Genomic DNA, 24,458 nt, shown 5'->3' with positions numbered 1-24,458 from the left:
CTCCGTCCGACTAGTAGGACATGAAGTGCGAGCAATGCCGCGAAGCGCTGTCGGCCCGGCTGGACGGCGAAGCCGAACCCGTGTCCCCGGACGGGCACCTGGCGGGCTGCGCGGCGTGCCAGGAGTGGTTCGCGGGCGCCCAGCGGCTGCGGCGGGCGATGCTGCTGCGCCCGGCGCCGCCGGTCCCGGACCTGACCGAGGCGATCCTCGAACGCACGCCGGCACCGTCGGGCGAGGGCTGGGGCCTGCGGATCGCGCTGGCCGTGGTGGCGATCGGCCAGCTCGGCCTGGCGTTCGCCCAGCTGCTGGGCACGGCGGGCGCACACGGCGTGGCCCACCTCGACCACGAGAGCGGCGCATGGAACCTGGCGGTCGGCATCGGCCTGCTGGCGGCGGTGGCCCGCCCGAAGACGGCGGCCGGGCAGCTGCCGCTGCTGACCGGATTCGTCGGTGTGCTGCTGGTGCTGTCGGCGGGCGACCTGGCGGCGGGCCAGGTGACCCTGTCCCGCCTGGCGACGCACCTGCTCGTGGTCCTCGGGCTGGCGCTGCTGTATGCGGTGCATCGCCACCACCACCGTGACCGCGGCACCCCGCTCCCGGCCGCCACAGCCGACGACGGCGCGACGACCGGCGGGTCCACTGTGGACACCCCGGCGGCGGGACGGCCGCGGCCCCGGGTCTTCCGCCGTCAGGCCCACGGCCGCCACGCCGCTTGAGCCAATGCGCCGTATAGGGCGTTATACGAGCTTGGGAACCAGGCGGTCCGCGGTGCGCAGCACGAAGGCGAGAGGCCGGGCCAAGAGCGCGACGAGCACCCCGACCACCGGCCCGTGCCGTCTCGCCGCGACCCGCGGCGGCAGTGCCGCGAACAGCGTTGCGACTCCCGGGAGCGGCCGCGCGAACACCTTGCACTCGGCGATCCGCCCCTGCTCGTCGACGCGCACCACGTTCAGGGCTTCGATCTCCGCCCCGCGGACGCGGGCGCGGAACGTGAACGACCCGGTGTCGCCGTCGGTGAGCGGTTCGGCCGTCTCGAGATTCTCCAGCACGGCGAAGATGTCGCGGTGCAGGGCCGCGACCGCTTCCCTGCCCTCGAACCGGATGCGCGCCGTGAGCGGGGAATGGAACACGACGCCCGGCGCCAGCAGCCCGGCGACCGCGTCGGCGTCGCCCTTCTCGCCCGCGGCACGCAGGGCAGTGATCGCCGGCAGCACACTCATGACTTGATTCAGTCAGCCTCGCTTGAGATTGTCAAGCGCATGAGCCGAAGCTACGGTCAGTACTGCGGTCTCGCCCGGGCGCTCGACGTCGTGGGCGACCGGTGGAACCTGCTCGTCGTCCGCCAGTTGCTGGTGGGCCCCGCCCGCTATCGCGAGCTGCAGGACGGGCTCCCCGGGGTGGCCACCAACCTGCTCGCCGACCGGCTCCGCGACCTCGAATCCGCCGGCGTGGTCGAGCGCAGGCTCGCCGGCGAGGGCAACGCGATCGAGTACGCCCTGACGCCGTGGGGTGCCGGGCTGCGGGAGCCGATCGAAGGGCTCATCCGCTGGTCGACGCCGCTGATGGTGCGCGGGCCCGAGGGCGACCGCTTCCGCGGGGAATGGCTCCTCGTCGCCCTGCCCGCCCTGCTCTCCGGCAGGCCGCGCCGGTCTTCGGCGGGCACGATCGGGATCGCGGTCGGCGACGTCGTGGTCCAGGTCCGGGCGACGCGCTCGGGCGTCGAGGTGAGCCCGCACGACGGCCGGGACCTCGACGCCGTCGTGCGCGCCGAAGCCCCGCTCGTGCTCGGGCTGGCCGCGGGCGTGCTCGGCCTGGACACCGACGGCCTCGACGTCGAAGGCGACGAGGCGGCCGTGCGGGCCGTCTTCGGCGCCTGACCGCTCAGGCGAACTTCGTCTTCGGCCGCTCCTGCAGCACGCCGTCGACGTAGACGTCCACCTTCTCGTCGAGGAACGCCACCAGGCCCGCGGCGCGGGTGCTCTCCGGCAGCGGCGTCGGGTAGCTCCAGGCGAGATCGTCGTGCCCGTTCACCGAGAAGTACTCCGCCGCGCCCTTGTACGGGCAGTGCGTCACGGTGTCCGTCTTCGCCAGCAGGTCCATCCGGACGTCGACGCGGGGCAGGTAGTAGCGGGTCGGCAGGCCGGTCTCGAACAGCAGGTGCGGGCGCACCGAGTCGGCGACCGTGACGCCGCCGACCTCGATCCGGACGTGCCGGGAACTCGGCAGGATGTCGACGCGGACGCCGGGGTCGCGCGGGTGCGTGAAGATCTGCTCGTCCTCTTCGAACCAGTCGAACGCGCCGAACTCGAAGCGGACGTGGCCGCGCAGCTGCTCGATCGGGGAATCCGGGTACTCCAGCGCGGCGTCCACCGCCTCGGTCCCGCCACCCTTTATCGTCGACAGAACAGCGTCTCCGCGGCTCGGCGAGTGCGCCGTGCGGCCGGAGGGGACGAGAACACCGCTCACGACGTCCGCGCGCGGGATGTAATACGTGGGGTAGTAGGGAACTTCCCACACCAGGAGGGGGTGCACCGTGTCCGCGACGACCTGCCCGCGGAGGAACACGCGCACCCGCTTCGCGCCCTGTGCCACGCGGACCCGGCCGCGTCCCGGAGTGCTCATGCCCCGGTCAACGGGTCCCGGACGGGAGGTATTCCGGCGGGCCGGGGCGGCTACCGTGGCAGGCAGCAGCAGGACGACAGGAGGCGGGCACGGGTGGCCGGCGTAGAAATCCCCACGGTCGGTACCCCCGCCGGGATGCGCAAGATCAACCAGCGGGCGGTGCTGGACCTGCTGCGCCGCAGCGGGCCGGCGACCCGGCCGCAGGTGGCGAAGGACACCGGGCTGTCGAAGCCCACGGTCAGCCAGGCGCTGCTGGCGCTCGAAGCCGCCGGGCTGGCGCGGCCGACCGGGCAGACGTCGACCGGCACCGGGCGCTCGGCGGTGCTGTACGAGGCCGACCCCACGGCGGGGTACGTCCTGGGTGTCGACATCGGCCGCGAGCACTTGCGCGTGGCGGTGTCGGACCTCGGCCGCACGCTGGTGGCGCGCCGCGACGAGCGCAACACGGCCCGCTCCGGCGCGGCGCTGGTGGCCGCGGTCGGGAAGATCGCGGCCGCGGCGGTGGCCGAGGCCGGGCTGTCCGCCGGCGACATCGTCGTGCGCGTGGTCGGCTCCCCCGGCGTCGCCGATCCGGAGAAGCGCTGCTTCCGGCACGCGCCGAACCTGCCGGGCTGGGGCCGTCCGGGCCTGATCGACGACCTCGAAGCGGCGCTGGGCCCGGACCTGATGGTGGAGAACGACGCGAACCTGACGGCGGTCGGCGAGTGGGAGAGCGGCGCGGCCCGCGGCGCGTCGGTGTTCGGCTGCATCACGATCGGCACCGGCGTCGGCATGGGCATGATGGTCGACGGCCGGGTGTTCCGCGGCGCCACGGGCGCGGCGGGCGAGATCGGCTACCTCCCATACGGCCGGACGCGCTCGGCCGACGAGCCGGGCGCCCCGCCCGCCCGCGGCCACCTCGAGGAGGCGACGGCAGCCCAGTCGGTGGTCCGCGGCGCCCGCGAACTCGGCCTGGGCACGGCAAAATCGGCTCGCGAGGTGTTCCGCCTGGCCCGCGAAGGCGACGAACTGGCCCGCCAGGCCCTGACGGCGGAAGCCGACCGCCTGGCGTACACGGTCGCCTCGGTGGCGGCGGTGATCGACCCGGAACTGATCGTCCTGGGCGGCGGCATGGGCGCGGCGGCGGACCTGCTGCTGGAGCCGATCGACCGGGCCCTGCGGGCGTTCACGCCCCTGGTGCCGAAGGTCGTTCAGGGAGAGCTGGGCGAGGACGCAGTGCTGACCGGGGCGATCAGCGTCGGGCTGCAGGCCGCGGAAGGGCTCGTCTTCGACCGCCGGGTGGGGGCGGCCTAAGCCGCGCGCCAGGCTTCGCCGCCGGCCGAAATGCGCCAGGGTGTCAGCGTCAGCACCGTGATTGCCGGGTCGCGGAAGTCCTCGCCGCCGAGGATTCGCGGGTCGTAGCCCAGTGGGTCCGGGGTTGATGCGAACAGGTCCCACAGCTCCTTGCGGCTCTGCTCGTCGTCGGTGAACTCCGCCCGGCACTCCGCCACCGCGACTTCGTGCTGCGGGTCCCAGTACGAGCACGACACGTACGGCGTCGCCGCCAGGTGGGCCACCTTCAGCGGGGTCGGGCGGGTGAACAGCCGCCCGGTCAGGCCGTCCGGGGTGTGTTGCCAGATCGGGTGGACGATCCGGGAGCGTGGCCTGCCCCGGCGGTCCACCGTGACCAGCGTGCACCAGACGATCCGGTGGGCCACCCGGACGAACGCCTCGGCCAGCTCGGCCGGCACTCTGCTAGATTCCACAACCATGGTTGTGCATCCTAGCACTCTCGACCTCCCGCTCACCGCCCTCTTCGCGGGCTGGGCCATGACCGACGAGGTCCAGCGGCGTCTCGCCGCGCAGGGCTACGGCGACCTGCGCTTCAACGACGGCGTCGTCATCCAGCACGTCCTGGCCGCCCCGCTGTCCATCACCGCGCTGGCCGAGCGCATGGGCGTGACGCAGCAGGCGGCGTCGAAGGCCGTCGCCGACCTCGAACGGCGAGGGCTGCTGCGCCGCGAGCCCGATCCGGCCGACGCGCGGACGAAACTGCTTCACCTCACCGAGCACGCCCGGAACGCCGTCGAAGCCACGCGCGCCCTGCGGCAGGAGCTGCACCGGGAACTCGAGGACGAGTACGGCGTCGGACGCGTCGCCGAAGCGAAAACCCTGCTGGCGTCGATCATCGGCCGCTACGGCGGCGAGGACGCGATCCGTGCCCGGCGGGTCCGGCCGCCGCGCTGAATGACCTCGCAGGTAATCGACACCCGGCCCGGCGGGCAGCACCATCGGCGGCATGACCGAAACGAACCGCATGATCGTCCTCGAGTGCCTCGAGAACCTGTTCGTGCACAAGGACTTCGACGCGGCGAAAGCCGCACTGCGCCCGGACTTCGTCACCCACAGCCCCGGCCTGCCCTCAGGCCGCGACGCCTTCACCGACGCCGTGAAGAACTCGCCGCTCGCCGACGCCACAGCGGAGATCCGGCACGTCGCCACCGACGGCGACCTGGTCATGGTCCACCTGCACCTCCGGCGGCCGGAGAGCGAGTTCGCCGTCGTCGACATCCTGCGGGTCGAGGACGGCCTGCTCGCCGAGCACTGGGACGTCAAGCAGCCGCTCTAGCGCGTGATGACGCAGGTCCCCGACGCCGTGGCCAGCAGCCTGCCCTCGGCGTCGCGGATCTCCCCCTCCGCGAACGCGATCCGCGAGCCTTCCTTCACCACGCGGCCGGTCGCCCGGATCTCGCCGCGGCCCGCGTGGATCGCGCGCAGGTAGCTCACCTTCAGCTCCACCGACGCGTAACCCACCCCGGCCGGAAGCGTCGTGTGGACCGCGCAGCCGACCACCGAGTCCAGCATCGTCGCCGCCACGCCGCCGTGGACCATGCCGATCGGGTTGTACAGCGACTCGTCCGGCTCGGCGACCGCCACCACCTCGCCCCGCTCGACGCTCTCCCAGCGCAGGCCGAAGTGCGCCGCGATCGGGGCAGGCGGGACCCGGCCCTCGGCAATCGCCCGCATGTAGTCGAGGCCGGACATCGTGGCGCCGAGCCGCGCGGACTCCAGCGGGTCCTGCCAGGTGATGGTCTTCGAACGGACCTGCGCTTCGACGTCGGTCATGCCGGGCTCCTCGAATTATGACAGCTGTCTTAACGCCCAGCCTCGCTCCCCGTCCGAGGCCGCGTCAAGCGCGCGTGACCCAGGCCATGGAATCATCCGGGGGTGAACACCGACCGCAAGCTGATCGACCCCGAACGCGTTGCGGCGGCGGTCGAGGGGCTGGGCGACCGCGCCGTCATCGACGAATGGGCCCGGCGCTTCTCCGTCGTCGCCGACCCGTCACGGCTGGCGCTGCTGGTGTGCATCCACTACGCCCGCGAGATCAGCGTCACGGACCTCGCCGCGGCCACCGGCATGACCGACACGGCGGTGTCGCAGGCCCTGCGGCTGCTGCGCGCCCACGGCCTGGTCACACCGCAGCGCGCCGGCCGGGTCGTGCGCTACCGGCTCGCGGACGAGACGGTGCACGAACTCATCCACCGGGTGCGCCCCCACCCCGACCAGCACGCAGAGGACGCCGCAGACCGGTAGCGTGCGGGCATGACGGGATTGCCGGAAGCCATCACCGCCTGCCTGTTCGACCTCGACGGAGTGCTGACCGGGACGGCGATTCTCCACCGCGAAGCCTGGAAACGGACGTTCGACGAATTCCTGCGCGCCCGCGACGGCGCCGGGTTCGCCGAGTTCACCGATCTCGACTACGCGGCCTATGTGGACGGCCGCCCGCGCGCCGACGGCGTGCGGGAGTTCCTGCGGTCACGGGGAATCGAGCTGCCCGAGGGCACGCCGGACGACCCGGTGGACGCCCCGACCGTCAACGGCGTCGGCAACCGCAAGAACGAACTCGTCCTCAAGATCATCGACGAACGCGGGGTCAATCCCTACCCCGGCTCGGTGCGCTACCTCGAGGCGGTCAAGGCGGCAGGCCTGCGCGTCGCCGTCGTGACGTCGTCCGCGAACGGCGCCAAGGTGCTCGATGCCGCCGACCTCAGCAAATACGTCGAAGCCCGGATCGACGGCCTCGTCATCCGCGAGCGGCACCTCAAGGGCAAGCCCGCCCCGGACTCCTTCCTCGCCGGCGCCGAGGCACTCGGCGTCGCGCCGGCGCACGCCGCCGTGTTCGAGGACGCCCAGTCCGGCGTCCAGGCCGGGAAGGCAGGCGGCTTCGGGTACGTCGTCGGCGTCAACCGGGCGAACCAGGCCGCCGCGCTCAAGGCCCACGGGGCCGACATCGTCGTCGACGACCTCGCCGACCTGCTGGAGGACCGATGACCGAACGGCACGGCTACGAATGCGCGCCGTGGGAACTGCGCTGGCGCGGCATGGACGTCGACGCCCTGCAGCGCACCGAATCGGCGTTCGCGGTGTCCAACGGCCACATCGGGCTGCGCGGCACCCTGGAGGAAGCCGAGCCGCGCGGGCTGCCCGGCACCTACCTCAACGGCTTCTACGAGCAGCACGAACTTCCCTACGCCGAAGCCGGTTACGGCTACCCCGAAGAGGGGCAGACCGTCGTCAACGTGACCGACGGCAAGATCATCCGGCTGCTCGTCGAGGACGAACCACTCGACATGCGCTACGGCGCGGCCACCGCGCACGACCGCGTCCTCGACTTCCGCAAGGGCACGCTCAGCCGGACCACGGAGTGGTCGTCGCCGACCGGGCGGCGGGTCCGCGTGCGCACCGAACGGCTCGTGTCGTTCACCCAGCGCGCGATCGCCGCCATCCGGTACGAGGTCGAGCCGCTCGACGAGGACCTGCAGCTGGTCGTGCAGTCCGACCTGCTGGCCAACGAGCCCATCGAGTCCGACACCAGCGACCCGCGGGTGGCCGCCGCGCTGGAATCGCCGCTGGTGGGCCAGTTCCACCGCGCGTCGGAGTACAACGCCGTGCTGGTGCACCAGACCCGCCGGTCCGGGCTGCGGATGGCCGCGGCGATGGACCACAAGATCGAGGTGGACGACGGCATCCGCGCCCGCATCCACTCCGAGGACGACCTCGCGCGGCTCACCGTCGCCGTCGACGTCCCGAAGGGCGGGCGGCTGCGCATCACCAAGTTCCTCGCCTACGGCTGGTCGGCGCAGCGCTCGGTGCCGGCGCTGCGCTCGCAGGTCGAGGCCGCGCTGGCGGGCGCGCGCCAGACCGGCTGGAAGGGCCTGCTCGCCGAGCAGCGGCAGTTCCTCGACGACTACTGGGCCACCTCGGACATCGAGATCGACGGCGATCCCGAGCTGCAGCAAGCGGTCCGCTTCGCGCTCTTCCACATCCTGCAGGCCGGGGCCCGCGGCGAAAGCCGCGCGATCGCGGGCAAGGGGCTGACCGGCCCCGGCTACGACGGCCACGCCTTCTGGGACACCGAGTCGTTCGTCCTGCCGGTGCTCACCTACACCATCCCGGACGCCGCGCGCGACGCGCTGCGCTGGCGTCACTCCACAATGGACAAAGCGCGGGAACGCGCGCACCAGCTGGGGTTGCGCGGCGCGGCGTTCCCCTGGCGGTCGATCAACGGCGCGGAGTGCTCGGCGTACTGGCCGGCAGGCACGGCGGCGTTCCACGTCAGCGCGGACATCGCCGACGCGGTGCTGCGCTACCTCAACGCGACCGGCGACGAGGAGTTCGAGCGCGACTACGGCACCGAGCTGCTGCTGGAAACCGCGCGGCTGTGGGCGTCGCTGGGCCACCACGACCGGCACGGCGCGTTCCGCATCGACGGCGTCACCGGGCCCGACGAGTACTCGGCGGTGGCGGACAACAACGTCTACACGAACCTGATGGCCCGCCGGAACCTGCTGGCCGCGGCGGAGTCGTGCGAGCGGCACCCGGACGTGGCCGCGCGGTTCGGCGTCGACACCGTCGAGCTGGACTCCTGGCGGGCGGCCGCCGCGGCCATGCACGTGCCCTACGACGAAGAACTCGGCGTGCACCCGCAGTCGGAAGGGTTCCTCGACCACGACGAGTGGGACTACGCGAACACCGATCCCGCGCACTACCCGCTGCTGCTGCACTACCCGTACTTCGACCTGTACCGCAAGCAGGTGGTGAAGCAGGCGGACCTGGTGCTGGCGCTGCACCTGTGCGGCGACTCGTTCAGCCCGGAGGAGAAGGCCCGCAACTTCGCCTACTACGAGGCCAGGACCGTGCGCGACTCCTCGCTGTCGGCGGGGACGCAGGCGGTCGTCGCCGCCGAGGTCGGCCACCTGGAGCTGGCGTACGACTACCTCGCCGAAGCCGCGCTGACCGACCTGCACGACGTCCACAACAACGTGCGCAACGGCCTGCACATGGCGTCGCTGGCCGGGGCTTGGCAGGGCGCGGTGGCCGGGTTCGGCGGGCTGCGCGACCACGGCGGGACGCTGGCGTTCGCGCCGAAGCTGCCGCCGCAGCTGAACCGGATCGCCTTCCGCCTGACCTTCCGCGGCACGCGTTTCCAGGTCGAGATCGACCGCGACCAGGCGACCTACCACGTCCTCGACGGCGGTCCCCTGGAACTGCTGCACCACGGCGAGCGCGTCACGATCACCGCGGAACCACAGCGGTTCGGGATCCCGAAGATCGATGCGGGCGAACCGCCGAAGCAGCCAACAGGCCGGGCCCCGACGCGGCGTGACGCGGCGAAGGTGCGTCAGTACGTCGAGCCCGCGAATCCGGTCACTGAGGAAGGTCGCTGACGACGTCGCGCGCGGGCGGGGCCGGAACCTCTTCGGTCCCGCCCGGGCTGACGTCCGGGTCGGGCGCGGTGGGCACGTCGTGGGTCAGCTGACCGGGTTTCGGCAGCTTCGGAAGCTCGTCGTCTTCGTCGTCGTGGGCGTGGATGCGCTGCTGCTCGCTCATGTCTTCCGGAATACCCGGTTTCGCCGGGAACGGCCAGCGCTCAGGCGGCGCGGCTCCCGGCTTCCCGTGCCTTGTCCTGCAGGGTGAGCAGCAGGCCGTCGCGGGTCGACCACGGGCAGATCGTCACCTTGCCGCCCGCGACCGTCAGCAGTGCTTCGGCGACGATCGCGCCCGCGAGGGCCTGGTGGGCGCGGCTGCGGGAGATGCCCGGCAGCTCGGCGCGCTTCGACGGCGGCAGCGCGGCGAGCCGCGGGATCCACGCGCGCAGGTCGTCCAGCCGCAGCTCGCGGCACTTCCCCGGACGGGAGCCCGCCAGCCGGGCCAGCTGCTGCAGCACCTTCGAGCAGCCGACCACGCGGGGATCGGGCACGCCGGCGGCACCCAGCGTGGTCGTCACGACGTCGAGTGCGTGCGCCCGCAGTGCCTTGACCTGCTTGTTCGACACGCGCTCGGACGGCAGCCAGTCCCGCGTCATCGACCGGGCGCCCAGCGGCAGCGACCGCGCGAAGGCGGCCCGCTCGCCGTGGCCGGCGGCCAGCTCGACGGTCCCGCCGCCGATGTCGAGCACGAGCAGCGGCCCGGCGGCCTCGCCGTACCAGCGGCGGGCGGCAAGGTAGGCCAGCTCGGCTTCCCGGCGGCCGGAGAGGAACTGCAGCTCGACACCGGTTTCGCCGGCGACGTGCCGGACGACGTCGGCGGCGTTGGCCGCGTCGCGGATCGAGGACGTCGCCAGCGGGTAGACGCCCCCGACGCCGTGGCGGTACGCGGCGGTCATCCCCGCGGCGACGGCGGCCGTGACGGCGGCGACGCCGCGGTCGGTGAGGCGGCCGTGCCCGTCGAGCTCGCGGTCCAGGCGCAGGCGGGTCTGGTGGTTCAGCACCGGCTCGCGGGGCGAGCCGTCCACCGGCACCACGACCAGCCGGGCACTGAACGAGCCGACGTCCAGCACGCCCACGGCGGGCTCTTCGATTTTGCGCACGGGTCGGGGCACCTCACTTCCGCCGGATGAATATCCCCAGTACTCCGGTTCGAAACCAGCAATGATGTCCGATCTCACGCTTCGGCGCAGGACATTCGCGATATTGGGGACGTCCGGCCGCACCCGGCGGGGACGAAGGTCACAGTGTGATAACCCGAATGAGTGAACTCTGAGGGCGGGGGACACGATTCGGTAACGCCCACCCGCCGCCGGGCGATTAATCGGGCATCGACAGCGGTGTGGAGCAGGGGAACGTGAGCGAACGGCCCGAGCGGCGATCCGAGCTCGTCCGGCCGGCCGCCGCCGTGCTCGCGGTGGTGGCCGGGCTGGGCTGCGTCCTGCTCGGCGTCACGACGGTGTTCACCCCGGCCACGACGGTCACCCCGGGCGCGGCGGCCGCCGACCGGCCCCCGGCCGCGGCTCCCCCGGCGGCGGTGGCCGTTCCCGCGCTCGACCTGGCGCTGGACCACGTGGTCGCACTGGGGCACGTCGACGGCCGCCGCGAGCAGCCCGGCACGGCACTGGGCGTCGGCTGGTTCGCCGACGGCCCGGTCCCGGGTGCCCCGGGCGTCGCGGTCCTGTCGGGCCACGCGGGCTTCGGCTACGCGAACGGCGCGTTCGCCCGCCTGGACACCCTGAAGCCGGGAGCAACGATCACGGTCCGCGACGACGCGGGCCACGAGACCCGCTTCACGGTCCGCAGGACGGCGCTGTTCCCGCCGGAGACCCCGGACAGCGTGCTGGTGACCCCGGACGGCCCGGGACCACAGCTGAGGCTGATCACCAGCGACGGCAGCCTCGACATCGCAGGCCAGATCGGCGCGCGGGTGGCGGTGTACGCGGTCCCGGCCTGAAGCGCTCAGTCGATCAACTCCCGCAGATGAGACACCGCCGCCACGCGGGCTTCGCGGCCCGGCGGGTTCACCACCAGCGTCGGCGCGCGGGTGGCCGTGTACGCGGTCCCGGCCTGAAGCGCTCAGCCGATCAGCTCCCGCAGGCGCGACACCGCCGCCACCCGGGCTTCGCGACCCGGCAGCAGCGGGTTCACCACCAGCGTCGTCGCGCCCGCCTCCTTGAACGCCTCCAGCCGCTCCTTCACGTAGCCCGCCGGGCCCACCAGGGAGATTGCGCGCAGCAGCTCGACCGGGACCGCCGCTGCCGCCTCCTCCTTCTTGCCGTCGAGGTAGAGGTCCTGGATCAGCTTCGCCTCGGCCTCGTAGCCGTAGCGGCGGGCGAGGTCGTTGTAGAAGTTCCTGCCCCGCGCGCCCATGCCGCCGATGTAGAGCGCCAGGACCGGGCGCAGGTGGTCCAGCAGCGGCTCGACGTCGTCGCCGATGGCCAGTGCCACCGTGACGAACGTGTCCAGCTCGCCCAGTGCCGCGTCGCGCTTCGCCCGGCCCTCGGCCAGTGACGCGCCCCAGACGTCGGCGGCCTTCTCCGGGTGGAAGAAGATCGGCTGCCAGCCCTCGGCGATCTCGGCGGTGAGCGCGACGTTCTTCGGCCCGATCGAGGCCAGCAGCACCGGGATCCGCTCGCGCACCGGGTGGTTGATCAGCTTGAGCGGCTTGCCCAGCCCGGTGCCCTGCTCCGGCGGCAGCGGGATCGTGTAGTGCGTGCCGTCGTGCACGACCCGCTCGCGGCGCCACACCTGGCGGCAGATCTCGACGATCTCGCGGGTGCGGCCCAGCGGCGCGTCGTACTTCACGCCGTGGAAGCCCTCGATGACCTGCGGGCCGGACGCGCCGAGCCCGAGGATGAACCGCCCGTCGGAGACGAAGTCGAGCCCGGCCGCGGTCATCGCGGTCAGCGTCGGCGTGCGCGTGTAGATCTGGAAGATGCCCGACGCCAGCTGGACGCGCTCGGTCTTCGCCGCCAGGTAGCCGAGCTGGCTCACCGCGTCGAACGAGTACGCCTCCGGCACGAAGACGACGTCGAGGCCCACCTTCTCCAGTTCGACGATGTCGGCGACGCTTTCGGCGAAGCCTCCGGCGTAGCTGATCGCGGTCCCGATCCTCATGGACGTCCTCCCGTGCTGAGCAAGCGCTTAGTCGCCCGTCATTATGCGGGATGCCCCCCGCCCGCCGGTGTGGCCGCCACCACTTTCCTCCGGATCAGCCCGGCACCACCGTCCCCCGCACGTCGCCGAAGCCGATCCGCGACCCGCCCGGCCCGGGGGCCGTCGCACTGATCACCACTTCGTCGCCGTCCTGCAGGAACGTCCGGGTCTCGCCGCCCGGCAGCTCGAACGGCTCGCGCCCGCCCCAGGACAGCTCCAGGAACGAACCCCGCTGGTCGCGCTCCGGGCCGGTCACCGTGCCCGAGGCGAACAGGTCGCCCGTGCGCAGGCTCGCGCCGTTCACCGTCATGTGCGCCAGCTGCTGCGGGGCCGTCCAGTACTGCGTGGCGAACGGCGGGCTCGACACCAGGTGGCCGTTGAGCCGGACCTCCAGCGCCAGGTCGAGCCCCCACTTCTCGGTGGTGCGCAGGTACTCGAACGGCTCGGGGTCCTGCGGCGGGCCGTCGACGCGGGCGTGCTCCAGCGCGGCGAGCGGGACGATCCACGGCGACACCGAGGTCGCGAACGACTTGCCGAGGAACGGCCCCAGCGGCTGGTACTCCCAGGCCTGGATGTCGCGCGCCGACCAGTCGTTGACCAGGCAGACGCCGAAGACGTGGTCGGCGAAGTCCGCTGTGGACACTGGAGTGCCCACAGTGGACGGAACGCCGACGACGAACCCGACCTCCGCCTCGATGTCCAGCAGCTGCGACGGGCCGAACGACGGCGTCTCGGCGTTGCGCGGCTTGCGCTGCCCGTGCGGGCGGACGATCGGCGTGCCGGACGCCACCACCGTGCCGGCCCGGCCGTGGTAGCCGATCGGCAGGTGCTTCCAGTTCGGCGGCAGCTCGGTCGCGTCGGGCCGGAAGATCTTGCCGGCGTTGAGGGCGTGGTGCTCGCTGGAGTAGAAGTCGACGTAGTCGGCGACCTCGAACGCCAGGTGGGTGGTCACCTCGGCCAGCGGCACCAGGTGCGGCCGCAGGCGGTCGGCGTACTTCGGCTCGGTCAGCCACTCCCGGACGCTCTCGCGGACCTCCCGCCAGGTGGCCGGCCCGACGGCCAGCAGGGGGTTGAGCACGCCGGCGGTGAGCAGCGGGGCGAACGCGGCGGCGGTCTCGGCGGCCGCCGCGGTCAGGTCGAGCACCCGGTCGCCGACCGGCACGCCGATCCGGCGCTCCGGCGCCCCGGCGACCGAGAAGACGCCGTACGGCAGGTTGTCCAGGCCGAACGGCGTGTCGTCGGCGAGGTCGAGCCAGGTCACGTTCACTCCTCGTCTCGGGCGGCACGCTCCGCCACCCAGTCGTCCACCAGGTTCGCCAGCACCGGCAGCGGCACGGTTCCGCTGCCCAGCACGACGTCGTGGAACTCGCGGATGTCGAACCGCTCGCCCAGCGCCTCCTCGGCTCCGGCCCGCAGCCGTTCGATCTCCAGCCGTCCCACCATGTAGCCCAGCGCCTGGCCGGGATGCCCGGCGTACCGGTCGATCTCCGCCTCGATCTCGATCGGGGCCATCGGCGTGTTGTCCCGCAGGTAGTCGACCGCCTGCTGACGGCTCCACCCGAGTGCGTGCAGCCCGGTGTCCACCACCAGCCGCGCCGCCCGCATCGAGTCCTGCGTCAGCAGCCCGAACCGGGCGACGTCGCCGGAGTACAGGCCCATCTCGTCCGCGAGCCGCTCGGCGTACAGGCCCCAGCCCTCGGCGAAGGCGTTGAACATCGCGATGCGGCGCAGCAGCGGGACGCCGGTCAGCTGCTGGGCGAGCGTCAGCTGGAAATGGTGCCCCGGCACGGCTTCGTGGAACGCCACGGACTCGGCGAGCGTCCGCTGCCGCTGCTCGGCGTCCCGCGTGTTGGCGTAGTACGTGCCCGGCCGCGACCCGTCCAGCGACGGCTCGATGTAGTAGGCAATCGACCCACCGTCGGCCTCCGCGGGCGGTACCGGGGCGACCTGGCACCGCTGCTCCGGAACGCGCAGGAACCACTGCGGCGCCACGGCTTCCGCCCGCGCGATCGTCCTCCTGGCCGTGTCCAGCAGCTCGTCGCCGTCCCGCCAGCGCAACGCCGGGTCCGTGCGGATCCGGTCGAAGATCTCGGCGAGATCGGTCGTGCCGAACACCTTCGCGCCCAGCTCGCGGTACTCCTCCGCCAGCTGCCCGATGATCCGCAGCCCGGTCTCGTGCAGTTCCTGCGCCGTGCGCTCGGTCGTCGTCTCGGCCCGGATCAGGGCCGCGTACCGTTCCGCGCCGCCCGGCAGGTCGCACAGGCCCGGCGACGTCTCCGGCCGCGCCACCGGGACGACCTCGCCGGCCAGGAAGTCGCGGTAGCGCGCGTACGCGGGCCGCACGACCTCGGCGAGCAGCCGGTCGCGCTCCGCCTCGAGCCCGTGGACCGGCACCTTCAGCGGGTCCTCCTCCGGCGCCCCGAGGTAGCGCTCGACGTAGCCGATGCCGATGCGCACCAGGAACTCCGGCGGCACCAGGCCCTCCGCCAGCGCGGCCCGCTGCCGTTCGATCAGCTGGTCCAGGTAGGTGCCGATCGCGGCCAGCCTGCTCAGGTAGCCGCGGGCCTTGGCCTCGTCGTCGAGGATCGTCTGCGGCAGCTCCATCAGCAGTTCCAGGGCAGGCGCGGCCAGCCCGTCGCTGACCGCGAGGTCGGCGCGGCCGGAGTCGCGGATGTCGATCTCGACCCGGGCCTGCCAGATCACGACGTCCCGGGTGACCCGGTCGGACGGCGACAGCGCCGCCGCGTCGATCGCCTCCGCCCGCGCGATGATCCCGGCCAGCCCGGCGCGGTACCGGGCCGCGGCTTCCGCGGTCTGGTCGGCGAGCTTGTCGTGCGCCCCCGGCAGGCCGTGGATCGACCGCAGCAGCGGCTGGGCTTCGAACATCAGCTCCAGCAGCTCGTCGGCGAGCCGGCCGGGCGTGTAGGCCCGGCTCGCCACCCAGGCGTGGACCAGGTCCGCCAGTACCGGCAGCGGCACGGTTCCGCTGCCCAGCACGACGTCGTGGAACTCGCGGATGTCGAATCGCTCGCCCAGCGCCGCCTCGGCCTCGGCCCGCAGCCGTTCGATCTCCAGGCGTCCCACCATGTACCCGAGTGCCTGCCCGGGATTCGCGGCGTAGCGGTCGACCTCCGCCTCGATCTCCAGCTTGGCCATCGGCGTATGTTCGACGAGGTAGTCGACGGCCTGCTGACGGCTCCACCCGAGCGCGTGCAGCCCGGTGTCGACCACCAGCCGTGCCGCCCGCATCGAATCCTGCGTCAGCATCCCCAGCCGCGAGACGTCGTCGGAGTACAGGCCCATCTCGTCCGCGAGCCGCTCCGCGTACAGCCCCCAGCCTTCGGCGTAGGCGTTGACGTCCGCGATCCGCCGCAGCAGCGGCACGCCGGTGAGGTCCTGCGCGAGGCTGAGCTGGAAATGGTGGCCCGGCACGGCTTCGTGGAACGCGACGGCTTCACTGGTGAACCGCGGCCGCTGAGCCGCCTCGTAGGTGTTCGCGTAGTAGACCCCCGGGCGCGTCCCGTCGAACGACGGCCACACGTAGTACGCGATCGTCCCGCCTGCCGCCTCGGCCTCGGGCACCGGCGCAACCTCGCACTTCTGCTCCGGAACCCGCGAGAACCACTGCGGGGCAACGGCTTCCGCGCGAGCGACCGCATCGCGCGCGGCGGACAGCAGCTCATCGCCGTCCCGCCAGCGCAACGCCGGATCGGTACGCAGCCGCTCGAAGATCTCGGCGAGATCCTCGGTGCCGAACAGTTTCCGCCCCAGTTCGCGGTACTCGCCCGCGAGCTTCGCGATGATCGCCAGGCCGGTTTCGTGCAGTTCCTCAGCCGTGCGCTCGGTCGTCGTCTCGGCCCGGATCAACGCCGCGTAGCGCTCCGGCCCACCGGGCAGCTGCCCGATGCCCGGTGACGTCTCCGGCCGGGCCACCGGCGCCACCTCCTCGGCCAGGAACGCCCGGTACCGCGCGAACGCCGGCCGGACGATCTCCGCCAGCAGGCGGTCGCGCTCGGCCTCGAACCCGTCGAGCGCATACGGCGGTGTCACGCGCAGCGGATCACTGTCCGGCGCGCCGAGATACCGGTCGACATAACCGATGCCGACACGCACCAGGAACTCCGGCGGCACGAACCCCTCGGCCACCGCGGCGCGCTGCCGGGCGATCAGCGTGTCCAGGAAGTTCCCCATGCCCGCCAGCCGGGCCAGGTACCCGCGCACCTTCGGCTCGTCGTCCAGCACCGTCTGGGGCAGGAAGAGCAGCGGCTGCAGCGCGGGCGCGCCGAGCCCGTCGCTGACCGCGACGTCGGCCCGGCGGGAGTCGATGACGTCGATCGCCGTGCGCGCCTGGGAGATCACCACGTCGCGGGTGACCCGCTCGGCGGCGGGCAGCCCGGCCGGATCGATCGCCTCGGCTCGCGCGGCGATCGCCGCGTAGCGGGCGCGGAATCCGGCTTCGGCCTCAGTGCTCGGATCGGGCAGCTTGGCGTGGTCGCAGGGCAGGCCGAACACCGACGGCATGAGCGGCTGCCGCTCGAAGATCAGGTCCACCAGCTCGTCGGCGAGCCTGCCGGGCGTGTCGCCCTGGCTCGCCACCCAGTCGCCGACCACCTTGGCCAGTGCGGACAGCGGCAACATGCCGTGCCCGAGCACGACCTCGTGGAAGCCGCGGATGTCGAACCGCTCGCCCAGCGCCGCCTCGGCCTCGGCCCGCAGCCGCTCGATCTCCAGGCGGCCGACCATGTATCCGAGTGCCTGGCCCGGCCAGCCGACGTACCGGTCGACCTCGGCTTCGATCTCCAGCCGCGCCATCGGCGTGTGCTCCACCAGGAAGTCGATCGCCTGCCGGCGGCTCCAGCCGAGCGCGTGCAAGCCGGTGTCGACGACCAGCCGACCCGCCCGCATCGAATCCTGCGTGAGCATCCCCAGCCGCGAAACGTCGTCGGAGTACAGGCCCATCTCGTCGGCCAGCCGCTCGGCGTAGAGGCCCCAGCCCTCGGCGTAGGCGTTGAACATGCAGATCCGCCGCAGCAGCGGCAGGTCCCCGAGTTCCTGGGCCAGGCTGAGCTGGAAGTGGTGGCCCGGCACGGCCTCGTGGAACGCGATCGCCTCGCTGGTGAACCGCGGCCGCTTGGCGGCCTCGTAGGTGTTCGCGTAGTAAACGCCGGGGCGTGTCCCGTCGAGCGACGGCGGCAGGTAGTACGCGATCGTCCCACCGGCCGCCTCGGCCTCGGGCACCGGAGCGACCTCGCACTTCTGCGCCGGGATCCGGGAGAACCACTGCGGCGCAACGGCTTCCGCGCGAGCGATCGCGTCCCGCGCGGCGGACAGCAATTCCTCGCCGTCCCGCCAGCGCAACGCCGGATCGGTACGCAGCCGCTCGAAGATCTCGGCGAGATCGGTGGTGCCGAAGACCTTCGCCCCCAGCTCGCGGTACTCCCCCGCGAGCTTTTCAATCAGTGCCAGCCCGGTTTCGTGCAGTTCCTGCGCGGTGCGCTCGGTGGTCGTCTCCGCGCGGATCAGCGCGGCGTACCGCTGCGCGCCGTCCGGGACGTGGGAGATCCCCGGTGCGGTGTCGGGCCGCCCCACCGGTTCGACCTCCGTGCGCAGGAAGTCGCGGTACCGCGCGTAGGCGGGGCGGACCACCTCGGCGAGCAGGCGGTCGCGCTCGGCTTCGAAGCCCTCGACCTCGGCCGTGGTGCCGACCTTCAGCGGGTCGCTGTCCGGCGCGGCGAGGTAGCGGTCGATGTACTCGATACCGACCCGGGCGAGGTACGCCGGCGGGACGAGCCCCTCGGCGAGGCTCTCGCGCTGCCGGTCGGTCAGGTCGGCGAGATACCGCTCGATCGCGCCGAGCCGGGCCAGGTAGCCGCGCGCCTTCCGCTCGTCGTCCAGCCGGTAGTACGGCAGCTGGATCAGCAGGCCCAGCGCGGGCGCGGTGAGCCCGTCGCTGACCGCGATGTCGGCCGTCCGGGCACCGAGCCTGCCGGTCTCGACCTCGGCCGCGCCGACGATGACCTCCCGGGTCACGACCTCCTCGGGCGTCAGCCCGTCGTCCGGGATCGCCCGCGCGCGGGCACCGAGAGCGGTGAAGGCGGCGAGGTACCGCTCCTGCGCCTCCCGCGTCTGCTCGGCGAGCCGGTCGTGGTCGCCGGGCAGGCCGAGCACCGAGGCCGACAGCGGCTCCTGCTCGAGGGACAGCTCGACGAACTCGGCCGCCAGGCCGGCCACGGTGTCGCCGTGCCCGGCCACCCACTCGTCGACGACCGAGCCGAGCACCGACAACGGCAGCGCGCCGCCGGAGAGCACGAGGTCGTGGAACGCGCGGACGTCGAACCGGGAGCCGAGCCGCTCCTCGGCGCGCCTGCGCATCCGCTGGATCTCCAGCCGCCCCACCATGTACGCCAGTGCCTGGCCCGGCCACGCGATGTAGCGGTCGACCTCCGTCTCGACCTCGACGCGCGCTTCCGGCGTGTGCTCGAGGAAGTAGTCCACGGCCTGCTCGCGGCTCCAGCCCAGCGCGTGCAGCCCGGTGTCGACGACCAGCCGGGCCGCCCGCATCGAGTCGGCGGTCAGCATGCCCAGCCGCGCGATGTCGTCGGAGTACAGGCCCATCTCTTCGGCGAGGCGCTCGCTGTAGAGGCCCCAGCCCTCGATGTAGGCGGTGAAGCCGCCGATGCGGCGCAGCAGCGGCAGGTCGGTGAGGCCCTGGGCGAGGCTGAGCTGGAAGTGGTGCCCGGGCACCGCCTCGTGGAACGCGGTCGCCTCGGCCGTGTGCCGGAACCGCTCGCCGGCCTCGTGGGTGTTCGCGAAGTAGATGCCGGGCCGGGAACCGTCGGCCGCCGGGCGCAGGTAGTACGCCGCGGGTGCGCCGGGCGCGACCTCCGCGGGCACCGCCTCGACCGTGCACTGCTGTTCCGGAACCGTGCCGAACCACTTCGGGGCTTCGGCGGCCGCCCGCGCGATCGCGGTGCGTGCGGTGTCCAGGATTTCGTCCCCGCTGGTCCATCGCAGCGCCGGGTCGGTACGCAGGCGTTCGAAGATCTCGGCGAGGTCGTCGGTGCCGAACACCTTCGCGCCCAGCTCGCGGTACTCGGCGGCCAGGCCGTCGATGACGTCGAGGCCGATCCGGTGCAGCTCCTGCGGGGTCAGGCCGGTCGTCGTGTGCAACCGCGCGAGGCTCGCGTACCGCTCCTCGCCGCCGGGCAGCCACGACAGGCCGGGCCGGTCGGCGGGCCGTCCGTGCGGCCTGACCTCGGTGACGAGGAAGTCGCGGTACTCGGCGAAGGCCGGGCGGACGACGTCGGCGAGCAGCTGCTCCCGCCGCCGCTCGAACTCCTCGTCCGGCGCGGGCTGGCGGCGCAGCGGATCGGCCGCCGGGTCGGCGAGGTAGCGGTCGAGGTGCGCGACCGCGGCGTCGATCAGGTGGGCGACCGGGAGCAGGCCGTCGGCGATGCCCTCGGCGTGGCGCTGCGCGGCCTGGCGCAGGAACCGCGGGATCTCGGCCAGCCGCCCCAGCTGCGCCTCGGCGGTCTCGCCCGCCGTCACCGTCGTCATCGGGAGCGCGTTGAGCAGGCTCGCGGCCGGCCCGACGAAGAGGTCGGTGACGGTGAACTCGGCCATCCGGCTGTCGATCGCGGCGATGCGGGCTTCGGCGGAGGCGATCAGCACCTCGCGGGTGACCCGGTCCTCGTCCGTGCCGAGCGCGCGGGCCCGCTCCAGGAGGTCCACCAGCCGTGCGCGGAACGCCTGCTCGGCCTCAGCCGACAGGTCCGGCAGGCCGGGTTCGGCCGGCCGGACGCCCAGCAGGGCAGGCGTCAGCGGATCGGCGGCGAACAGCGCTTCGGCGAACTCGTCGGCGAGTTCGGTGACCGTGGTCATGGGCAGGCCCCCCGGGGTGGTCGGTGTCTCGTCCGCGACCCTAACGGAGAGCACCGACAGAAACGCCGTGTATTCGCCCGCGGCGGACGGCCTTCGGCGGTGCCGGATCGGCGAAGCGGTAGCGTTCTGCAGGTGGCCGTGACCGATCCCGTGGATGCCCGCCTGCTCGCCGCGCTCGCCGACCTCGGCAAGACCGCGGTGCACGAGCTGGCGGCCAAGGTCGGCATGGATCCCCGCGAGGTCGCCTACCGCCTGGTCGCGCTGTCCGGCAGCGGCCTCCCGCTGCTGGTGGGCGTCGAGAGCGACCCGCAGGGGCTGCGGGCGGCGATCGCGAACGTGCCGCCGTCGTGGGCGAACCGGCCACCGCAGCCGGTCCCGGCCCCGCCGTTACATCCGGTGCCGCCATCGCATCCGGTGCCGCAGCAGCCCCCGCCGCCGATGGCGCCGCCGGTCCAGGGGACGCCTTCGGGGCCGTACAACGTCCAGGGCGTGCCTTCGGGGCCGTATGCCGTGCAGGGCTCGCCTTCCGGGCCGTACAACGTGCAAGGCGCGCCCTCGGGACCGTATGCCGTGCACGGCACGCCTTCCGGGCCGCACAACGTGCAGGGCACGCCCTCGGGACCGCACGCCGTCCAAGGCACGCCGTCCGGCCGGTACCCGGGCCCGCCGCCGCGGCCGCCCCAGCCCTCGCGTCCGTTCACGCCGCCGCCGGTGCCGCTCGACCCGGCGGTGAGCACGTGGGGCCTGCCGCAGACGGCGTCGTGGGCCCGCGGCGACGAGCCGCCCAAACCTGCGGCCGCGGGCAAGCGGGGCAGGCTCGGCGAGGTGATGGAGACCCAGGGCCTGGAGGGCGAGCAGCTTTCGGTGCAGCTGCTGGAGGTCCAGGACCCGGCGGACTACCTGTTCAGCGCGGCGGGCTACCGCCTGGAGGACGGCGAGCGCGCGGTGGTCGTGCACACCGAGATCACCAACCGCGGTTCGATCCCGTTCGCCTCGCTGCCGGACAACTACCTGGAGCTGCTCACCGCCGACGGCAAGGCGATCGGCAAGGCCCCGGTGTCCCTGACGTCGCGGCCCCCGCACAAGATCGGCGTCAAGCCGGGCGAGACCCTCGGCGGCCACACGGTGTACGTCCTGCCGGACGCGACCCGCGTGGTCTCGGTCCGCTGGAGTCCCCGCCCGGAACCGGACGAGCGCACCCTGACCTGGTCGATCGACGACTGACCGGCCGGGTGCCGGACGCGCTAGTAGCTCTCGTCCCGCAGGATCTCCAGGGCCTTGGCCAGGTCGGCCGGGTACTCCGACTCGAACTCGACCCACCGGCCGTCGGCCGGGTGGGCGAACGCCAGTGTCTTCGCGTGCAGCCACTGGCGACTCAGCCCGAGGTGGCGGGCCAGTACCGGGTCCGCGCCGTACGTCAGGTCGCCGACGCACGGATGCCGCAGAGCCGAGAAGTGCACGCGGATCTGGTGCGTGCGCCCGGTTTCCAGCTTGATGTGGGCCAGCGACGCCGCCCGGAACGCCTCGACCACCTCGTAGTGCGTCACGCTCGGGCGGCCGCCCTGGACGACCGCGAACTTGTAGTCGTGGCGGGGGTGGCGGTCGATCGGGGCGTCGATCGTGCCGCGGGTGGGGTCCGGGTGGCCCTGGACGATCGCGTGGTAGCCCTTGTCCACCGTGCGTTCCTTGAACGCGCGCTTGAGCACCGTGTACGCGTGCTCGCTCTTGGCCACCACCATCACGCCGGTCGTGCCCGCGTCGAGCCGGTGCACCACGCCCTGGCGCTCGGCCGCACCCGACGTCGCGATGCGCAGGCCCGCCGCGGCGAGGCCGCCGACCACCGTCGGGCCGGTCCAGCCCGGGCTCGGGTGCACCGCGACGCCGACCGGCTTCGAGATCACCACGATGTCGTCGTCGTCGTGCAGGATCTGCATGCCTTCGACCGGCTCGGCCACGACCTCCACCGGGTTGGCCGGCTCGGGCAGCGTGACCTCCAGCAGGCCGCCCGCGGCGAGGCGGTCGGACTTGCCCGCCGGGCGGCCGTCGAGCAGCACGTCGCCGGACTCGGCCAGCTCGGCGACGACCGTGCGGGACAGCCCGAGCAGCTTGGCGAGGCCGGCGTCGACCCGCATCCCGTCGAGCCCGTCGGGCACCGGGAGCATCCGCGAGGTCACGCCGTCTCCTCCGCCTTCTTCTTGTCCTTGGTCGACGTGCCGTCGTAGTCTTTGCCCAGCAGCGACAGCAGCACGATGAGCGCGCCGCCGACGCAGATCGCCGAGTCGGCGATGTTGAAGATCGCGAAGCCCTTGCCGTTGGGCGCGAACGCCGAGATGAAGTCGACGACGTGCCCCTGCAGCCCGCCGGGCGCGCGGAAGATGCGGTCGGTGAGGTTGCCGGTCGCGCCGGCGAGGACCAGGCCGAGGCCGATCGCCCAGCCGATCGAGCGCAGCCGCCGCGACAGCCAGACGATCGCGATGACGACGGCCAGCGCGACCAGCGCCAGCACCCACGTCATGCCGGTGGCCATCGAGAACGCGGCACCCGGGTTGCGGATCACCTGCAGGTAGATCAGCCCGCCGAGGATCCGGACCGGCTCCTTGCCCTCCAGGTTCGCGGTGACCAGGTTCTTCGTCACCAGGTCGATCGCCCAGAACACGACGGCGACGGCGAACACCCAGCCGACCCGCCGCTTCGGCAGCAGCGGCTTCGCCGGGACCTCCGGGTTCTCCGGCGCGTCGGCGGCGGGGTCGGGCACCGCTTCGGCGGCGGTTCCGGTGTCGGGCTCGGAGTGGCTGGGCTCGGTGCTCACCGGTCCATTGTCCACGGCGCTGGTCAGGGCGTGTCGGCGGCGGTGACCGGCCCGGCCCCGCGACGCCACAGCAGCGCGGCGAACGCGGCCGCGAGCAGCACGCCCGCCGAGCACAGCACCCCGGCAGGCACCGGCGGGAACACCAGCGCGACCAGGGCGGACACCCCGGCGGCGGCCGCGACGAACCAGCTGCGCTCGTACGCCGCCAGCACGATCAGCCCGAGCGTCGCCAGGAGCGTGCCGCGCACGTCGCCGGGCCAGTGCAGCTCCAGGAAGCCGACGAGGTCGAGCAGCGGGACGGCGGCCAGTGCCCCGAGCGTGGCGAGCACGAACCGGACGGGACGCGGCCGCAGGCCGAACCAGTACCAGCCCGCCACGGCGACGACCACGCAGGCGAGCCCGGCGAGCCAGCCGAGCGTCGCCGACGGCACCCCGCCCAGCCGGACGACGTCCGTCGCATAGGTCGTGCCGCCGACCCCGCCGGTGCCGTAGCCGCTGAGCGTCTGATAGCCCGCCGAAAAGTCCGCGAGCGGCCTCGGCTCGTCCGGGACCAGGTGGACGACCACCATCACCAGCTGCGCGAATCCCAGCGCGGCCAACGGGAACCAGTACCGCGGTGCACTCCCCACCGGGGCAGGATAGCGGCCGCGAGGAGGACGGCCGCCGAGACGAGGACGCCCGGCAGGTCGGCGACGGCGACCGCGATCCCGCCGGAGAGCACGGCCGCCGCGAGCACCAGCGGGCTGCGTCCGGCCCAGGCGACCAGTGCCAGGCCGAGCGTCGCCAGCACCGGGCCGCGCGTGCCCGCGTCCAGGCCGAACTGGCGGAAGGCCACCAGATCCAGCAGCGGGACGGCGAGGAACACGCCCACGACCAGCGCCACCAGCACCCGGGCCCGCAGCGGCTCGTCACGCGTCACGGCGATCCAGAGCACGATGGCCAGGAACGCCGCGATCAGCGCGTAGAGCCAGCCTGGGCCGCTGCCCGCGGTGTAGGCGGTCACCGAATCACCGATGCCGATCAGCTGCTGCGAAGTCCCGTAGCCGCCGAAGGACATGCCGAACAGTCCTTCGTAGTGCTCGCCGGACGGTGTCGCCGAGAAGTGCGTGCCCAGTTCCGCGGCCGCGGCCGACCGGCGGAACAACTCGACCGTGACCAGCGTCAGCTCGGCGAATCCGACGAGCGCGAGCGGCACCCAGGTCTGCCCTCTCCCCATCGGCACAGGGTAACCCCGG

Annotated in this window: 23 protein-coding genes; 10 read left to right on the top strand and 13 right to left on the bottom strand. The window is 72.9% G+C overall.

Features of this window, described 5'->3' with window-relative positions:
- The first annotated feature begins 20 nt into the window (after nt 1-20).
- A complete protein-coding gene (locus ABJI51_RS19065; RefSeq protein ID WP_348952375.1) occupies nt 21-716 on the top strand; it encodes a zf-HC2 domain-containing protein in 696 nt (231 codons plus the stop codon).
- Between the two features lie 21 nt (nt 717-737).
- On the opposite strand, the gene ABJI51_RS19060 is transcribed toward ABJI51_RS19065, so the two are convergent.
- The gene (locus ABJI51_RS19060) at nt 738-1,220 is read right to left on the bottom strand and encodes a nuclear transport factor 2 family protein (protein ID WP_348952374.1); all 483 of its coding nucleotides are present in this window, start codon (nt 1,218-1,220) and stop codon (nt 738-740) included.
- A 39-nt stretch (nt 1,221-1,259) separates the two neighbouring features.
- On the opposite strand from ABJI51_RS19060, the gene ABJI51_RS19055 reads away from it, so the two are divergent.
- The gene (locus tag ABJI51_RS19055; RefSeq protein ID WP_348952373.1) at nt 1,260-1,877 is read left to right on the top strand and encodes a winged helix-turn-helix transcriptional regulator; all 618 of its coding nucleotides are present in this window, start codon (nt 1,260-1,262) and stop codon (nt 1,875-1,877) included.
- 4 nt (nt 1,878-1,881) lie between these two features.
- Here ABJI51_RS19055 and ABJI51_RS19050 read toward each other — a convergent pair whose 3' ends face one another.
- Nucleotides 1,882-2,622, bottom strand: a complete 741-nt coding sequence (locus tag ABJI51_RS19050; RefSeq protein WP_348952372.1) for a DUF427 domain-containing protein — start codon at nt 2,620-2,622, stop codon at nt 1,882-1,884.
- 93 nt (nt 2,623-2,715) lie between these two features.
- Between ABJI51_RS19050 and ABJI51_RS19045 the strand changes: the two genes are divergently transcribed.
- A complete protein-coding gene (locus ABJI51_RS19045; protein WP_348952371.1) occupies nt 2,716-3,915 on the top strand; it encodes an ROK family protein in 1,200 nt (399 codons plus the stop codon).
- Here the strand turns inward: ABJI51_RS19045 and ABJI51_RS19040 are convergent.
- Nucleotides 3,912-4,373 (bottom strand): pyridoxamine 5'-phosphate oxidase family protein, encoded by a 462-nt coding sequence (locus tag ABJI51_RS19040; RefSeq protein ID WP_348952370.1) that lies wholly within the window; start codon nt 4,371-4,373, stop codon nt 3,912-3,914. The genes ABJI51_RS19045 and ABJI51_RS19040 overlap by 4 nt on opposite strands.
- Between ABJI51_RS19040 and ABJI51_RS19035 the strand changes: the two genes are divergently transcribed.
- Both ABJI51_RS19035 and ABJI51_RS19030 read left to right on the top strand, forming a co-directional pair.
- Nucleotides 4,372-4,848: a MarR family winged helix-turn-helix transcriptional regulator gene (locus ABJI51_RS19035; RefSeq protein WP_348952369.1), complete on the top strand. Its 477-nt coding sequence runs from the start codon at nt 4,372-4,374 to the stop codon at nt 4,846-4,848. The two genes, ABJI51_RS19040 and ABJI51_RS19035, sit on opposite strands and share 2 nt — an antisense overlap.
- Before the next feature lie 52 nt (nt 4,849-4,900).
- Nucleotides 4,901-5,230 (top strand): nuclear transport factor 2 family protein, encoded by a 330-nt coding sequence (locus ABJI51_RS19030; protein WP_348952368.1) that lies wholly within the window; start codon nt 4,901-4,903, stop codon nt 5,228-5,230.
- Here the strand turns inward: ABJI51_RS19030 and ABJI51_RS19025 are convergent.
- The gene (locus ABJI51_RS19025; RefSeq protein WP_348952367.1) at nt 5,227-5,727 is read right to left on the bottom strand and encodes a PaaI family thioesterase; all 501 of its coding nucleotides are present in this window, start codon (nt 5,725-5,727) and stop codon (nt 5,227-5,229) included. The two genes, ABJI51_RS19030 and ABJI51_RS19025, sit on opposite strands and share 4 nt — an antisense overlap.
- 102 nt (nt 5,728-5,829) lie before the next feature.
- On the opposite strand from ABJI51_RS19025, the gene ABJI51_RS19020 reads away from it, so the two are divergent.
- The 3 genes from ABJI51_RS19020 to ABJI51_RS19010 are packed head-to-tail and all read left to right on the top strand — an operon-like array spanning nt 5,830 to nt 9,335.
- Nucleotides 5,830-6,198, top strand: a complete 369-nt coding sequence (locus ABJI51_RS19020) for an ArsR/SmtB family transcription factor (RefSeq protein ID WP_348952366.1) — start codon at nt 5,830-5,832, stop codon at nt 6,196-6,198.
- 9 nt (nt 6,199-6,207) lie between these two features.
- Nucleotides 6,208-6,939, top strand: a complete 732-nt coding sequence (locus tag ABJI51_RS19015) for an HAD family hydrolase (protein ID WP_348952365.1) — start codon at nt 6,208-6,210, stop codon at nt 6,937-6,939.
- Nucleotides 6,936-9,335 (top strand): glycoside hydrolase family 65 protein, encoded by a 2,400-nt coding sequence (locus tag ABJI51_RS19010; protein WP_348952364.1) that lies wholly within the window; start codon nt 6,936-6,938, stop codon nt 9,333-9,335. Before ABJI51_RS19015 ends, ABJI51_RS19010 begins: the two co-directional genes overlap by 4 nt.
- Here ABJI51_RS19010 and ABJI51_RS19005 read toward each other — a convergent pair.
- The gene (locus ABJI51_RS19005) at nt 9,316-9,498 is read right to left on the bottom strand and encodes a hypothetical protein (protein WP_020646132.1); all 183 of its coding nucleotides are present in this window, start codon (nt 9,496-9,498) and stop codon (nt 9,316-9,318) included. The genes ABJI51_RS19010 and ABJI51_RS19005 overlap by 20 nt on opposite strands.
- Before the next feature lie 40 nt (nt 9,499-9,538).
- Nucleotides 9,539-10,477 (bottom strand): Ppx/GppA phosphatase family protein, encoded by a 939-nt coding sequence (locus ABJI51_RS19000; protein ID WP_348952363.1) that lies wholly within the window; start codon nt 10,475-10,477, stop codon nt 9,539-9,541.
- 254 nt (nt 10,478-10,731) lie between these two features.
- Between ABJI51_RS19000 and ABJI51_RS18995 the strand changes: the two genes are divergently transcribed.
- Entirely contained in the window at nt 10,732-11,331 is a 600-nt protein-coding gene (locus ABJI51_RS18995; protein ID WP_348952362.1) for a class F sortase, read from the top strand.
- Nucleotides 11,332-11,453: 122 nt separating this feature from the next.
- Here the strand turns inward: ABJI51_RS18995 and ABJI51_RS18990 are convergent, their stop codons facing one another.
- The 3 genes from ABJI51_RS18990 to ABJI51_RS18980 form a co-directional block, all read right to left on the bottom strand.
- Nucleotides 11,454-12,494: an LLM class F420-dependent oxidoreductase gene (locus ABJI51_RS18990; RefSeq protein ID WP_348952361.1), complete on the bottom strand. Its 1,041-nt coding sequence runs from the start codon at nt 12,492-12,494 to the stop codon at nt 11,454-11,456.
- A 94-nt stretch (nt 12,495-12,588) separates the two neighbouring features.
- Nucleotides 12,589-13,800 carry a fumarylacetoacetase gene (gene fahA / locus ABJI51_RS18985; protein WP_348952360.1) on the bottom strand — a complete coding sequence of 404 codons (1,212 nt, stop codon included), beginning with the start codon at nt 13,798-13,800 and terminating at the stop codon, nt 12,589-12,591.
- Complete coding sequence (locus ABJI51_RS18980; protein WP_348952359.1) at nt 13,797-20,414, bottom strand: DUF885 domain-containing protein; 6,618 nt, start codon at nt 20,412-20,414, stop codon at nt 13,797-13,799. The genes fahA and ABJI51_RS18980 overlap by 4 nt, the downstream gene beginning before the upstream one ends.
- Before the next feature lie 132 nt (nt 20,415-20,546).
- Between ABJI51_RS18980 and ABJI51_RS18975 the strand changes: the two genes are divergently transcribed.
- Nucleotides 20,547-21,638 (top strand): DUF4352 domain-containing protein, encoded by a 1,092-nt coding sequence (locus ABJI51_RS18975; protein ID WP_348952358.1) that lies wholly within the window; start codon nt 20,547-20,549, stop codon nt 21,636-21,638.
- Nucleotides 21,639-21,658: 20 nt separating this feature from the next.
- Here the strand turns inward: ABJI51_RS18975 and ABJI51_RS18970 are convergent, their stop codons facing one another.
- The 4 genes from ABJI51_RS18970 to ABJI51_RS18955 are packed head-to-tail and all read right to left on the bottom strand — an operon-like array spanning nt 21,659 to nt 24,439.
- A complete protein-coding gene (locus ABJI51_RS18970) occupies nt 21,659-22,588 on the bottom strand; it encodes an RluA family pseudouridine synthase (protein WP_348952357.1) in 930 nt (309 codons plus the stop codon).
- Entirely contained in the window at nt 22,585-23,223 is a 639-nt protein-coding gene (gene lspA, locus ABJI51_RS18965) for a signal peptidase II (RefSeq protein WP_431605629.1), read from the bottom strand. The genes ABJI51_RS18970 and lspA overlap by 4 nt, the downstream gene beginning before the upstream one ends.
- A 23-nt stretch (nt 23,224-23,246) precedes the next feature.
- A complete protein-coding gene (locus tag ABJI51_RS18960) occupies nt 23,247-23,852 on the bottom strand; it encodes a hypothetical protein (protein WP_348952356.1) in 606 nt (201 codons plus the stop codon).
- Nucleotides 23,792-24,439: a hypothetical protein gene (locus tag ABJI51_RS18955; protein ID WP_348952355.1), complete on the bottom strand. Its 648-nt coding sequence runs from the start codon at nt 24,437-24,439 to the stop codon at nt 23,792-23,794. Before ABJI51_RS18955 ends, ABJI51_RS18960 begins: the two co-directional genes overlap by 61 nt.
- Nucleotides 24,440-24,458 lie beyond the last annotated feature (19 nt).

This window comes from Amycolatopsis melonis (genome assembly GCF_040064235.1).
GTDB classification, from domain to species: domain Bacteria; phylum Actinomycetota; class Actinomycetes; order Mycobacteriales; family Pseudonocardiaceae; genus Amycolatopsis; species Amycolatopsis melonis.
Note: the sequence above shows the minus strand (reverse complement) of the source record. Positions and strands in the feature narration are given on the sequence as shown.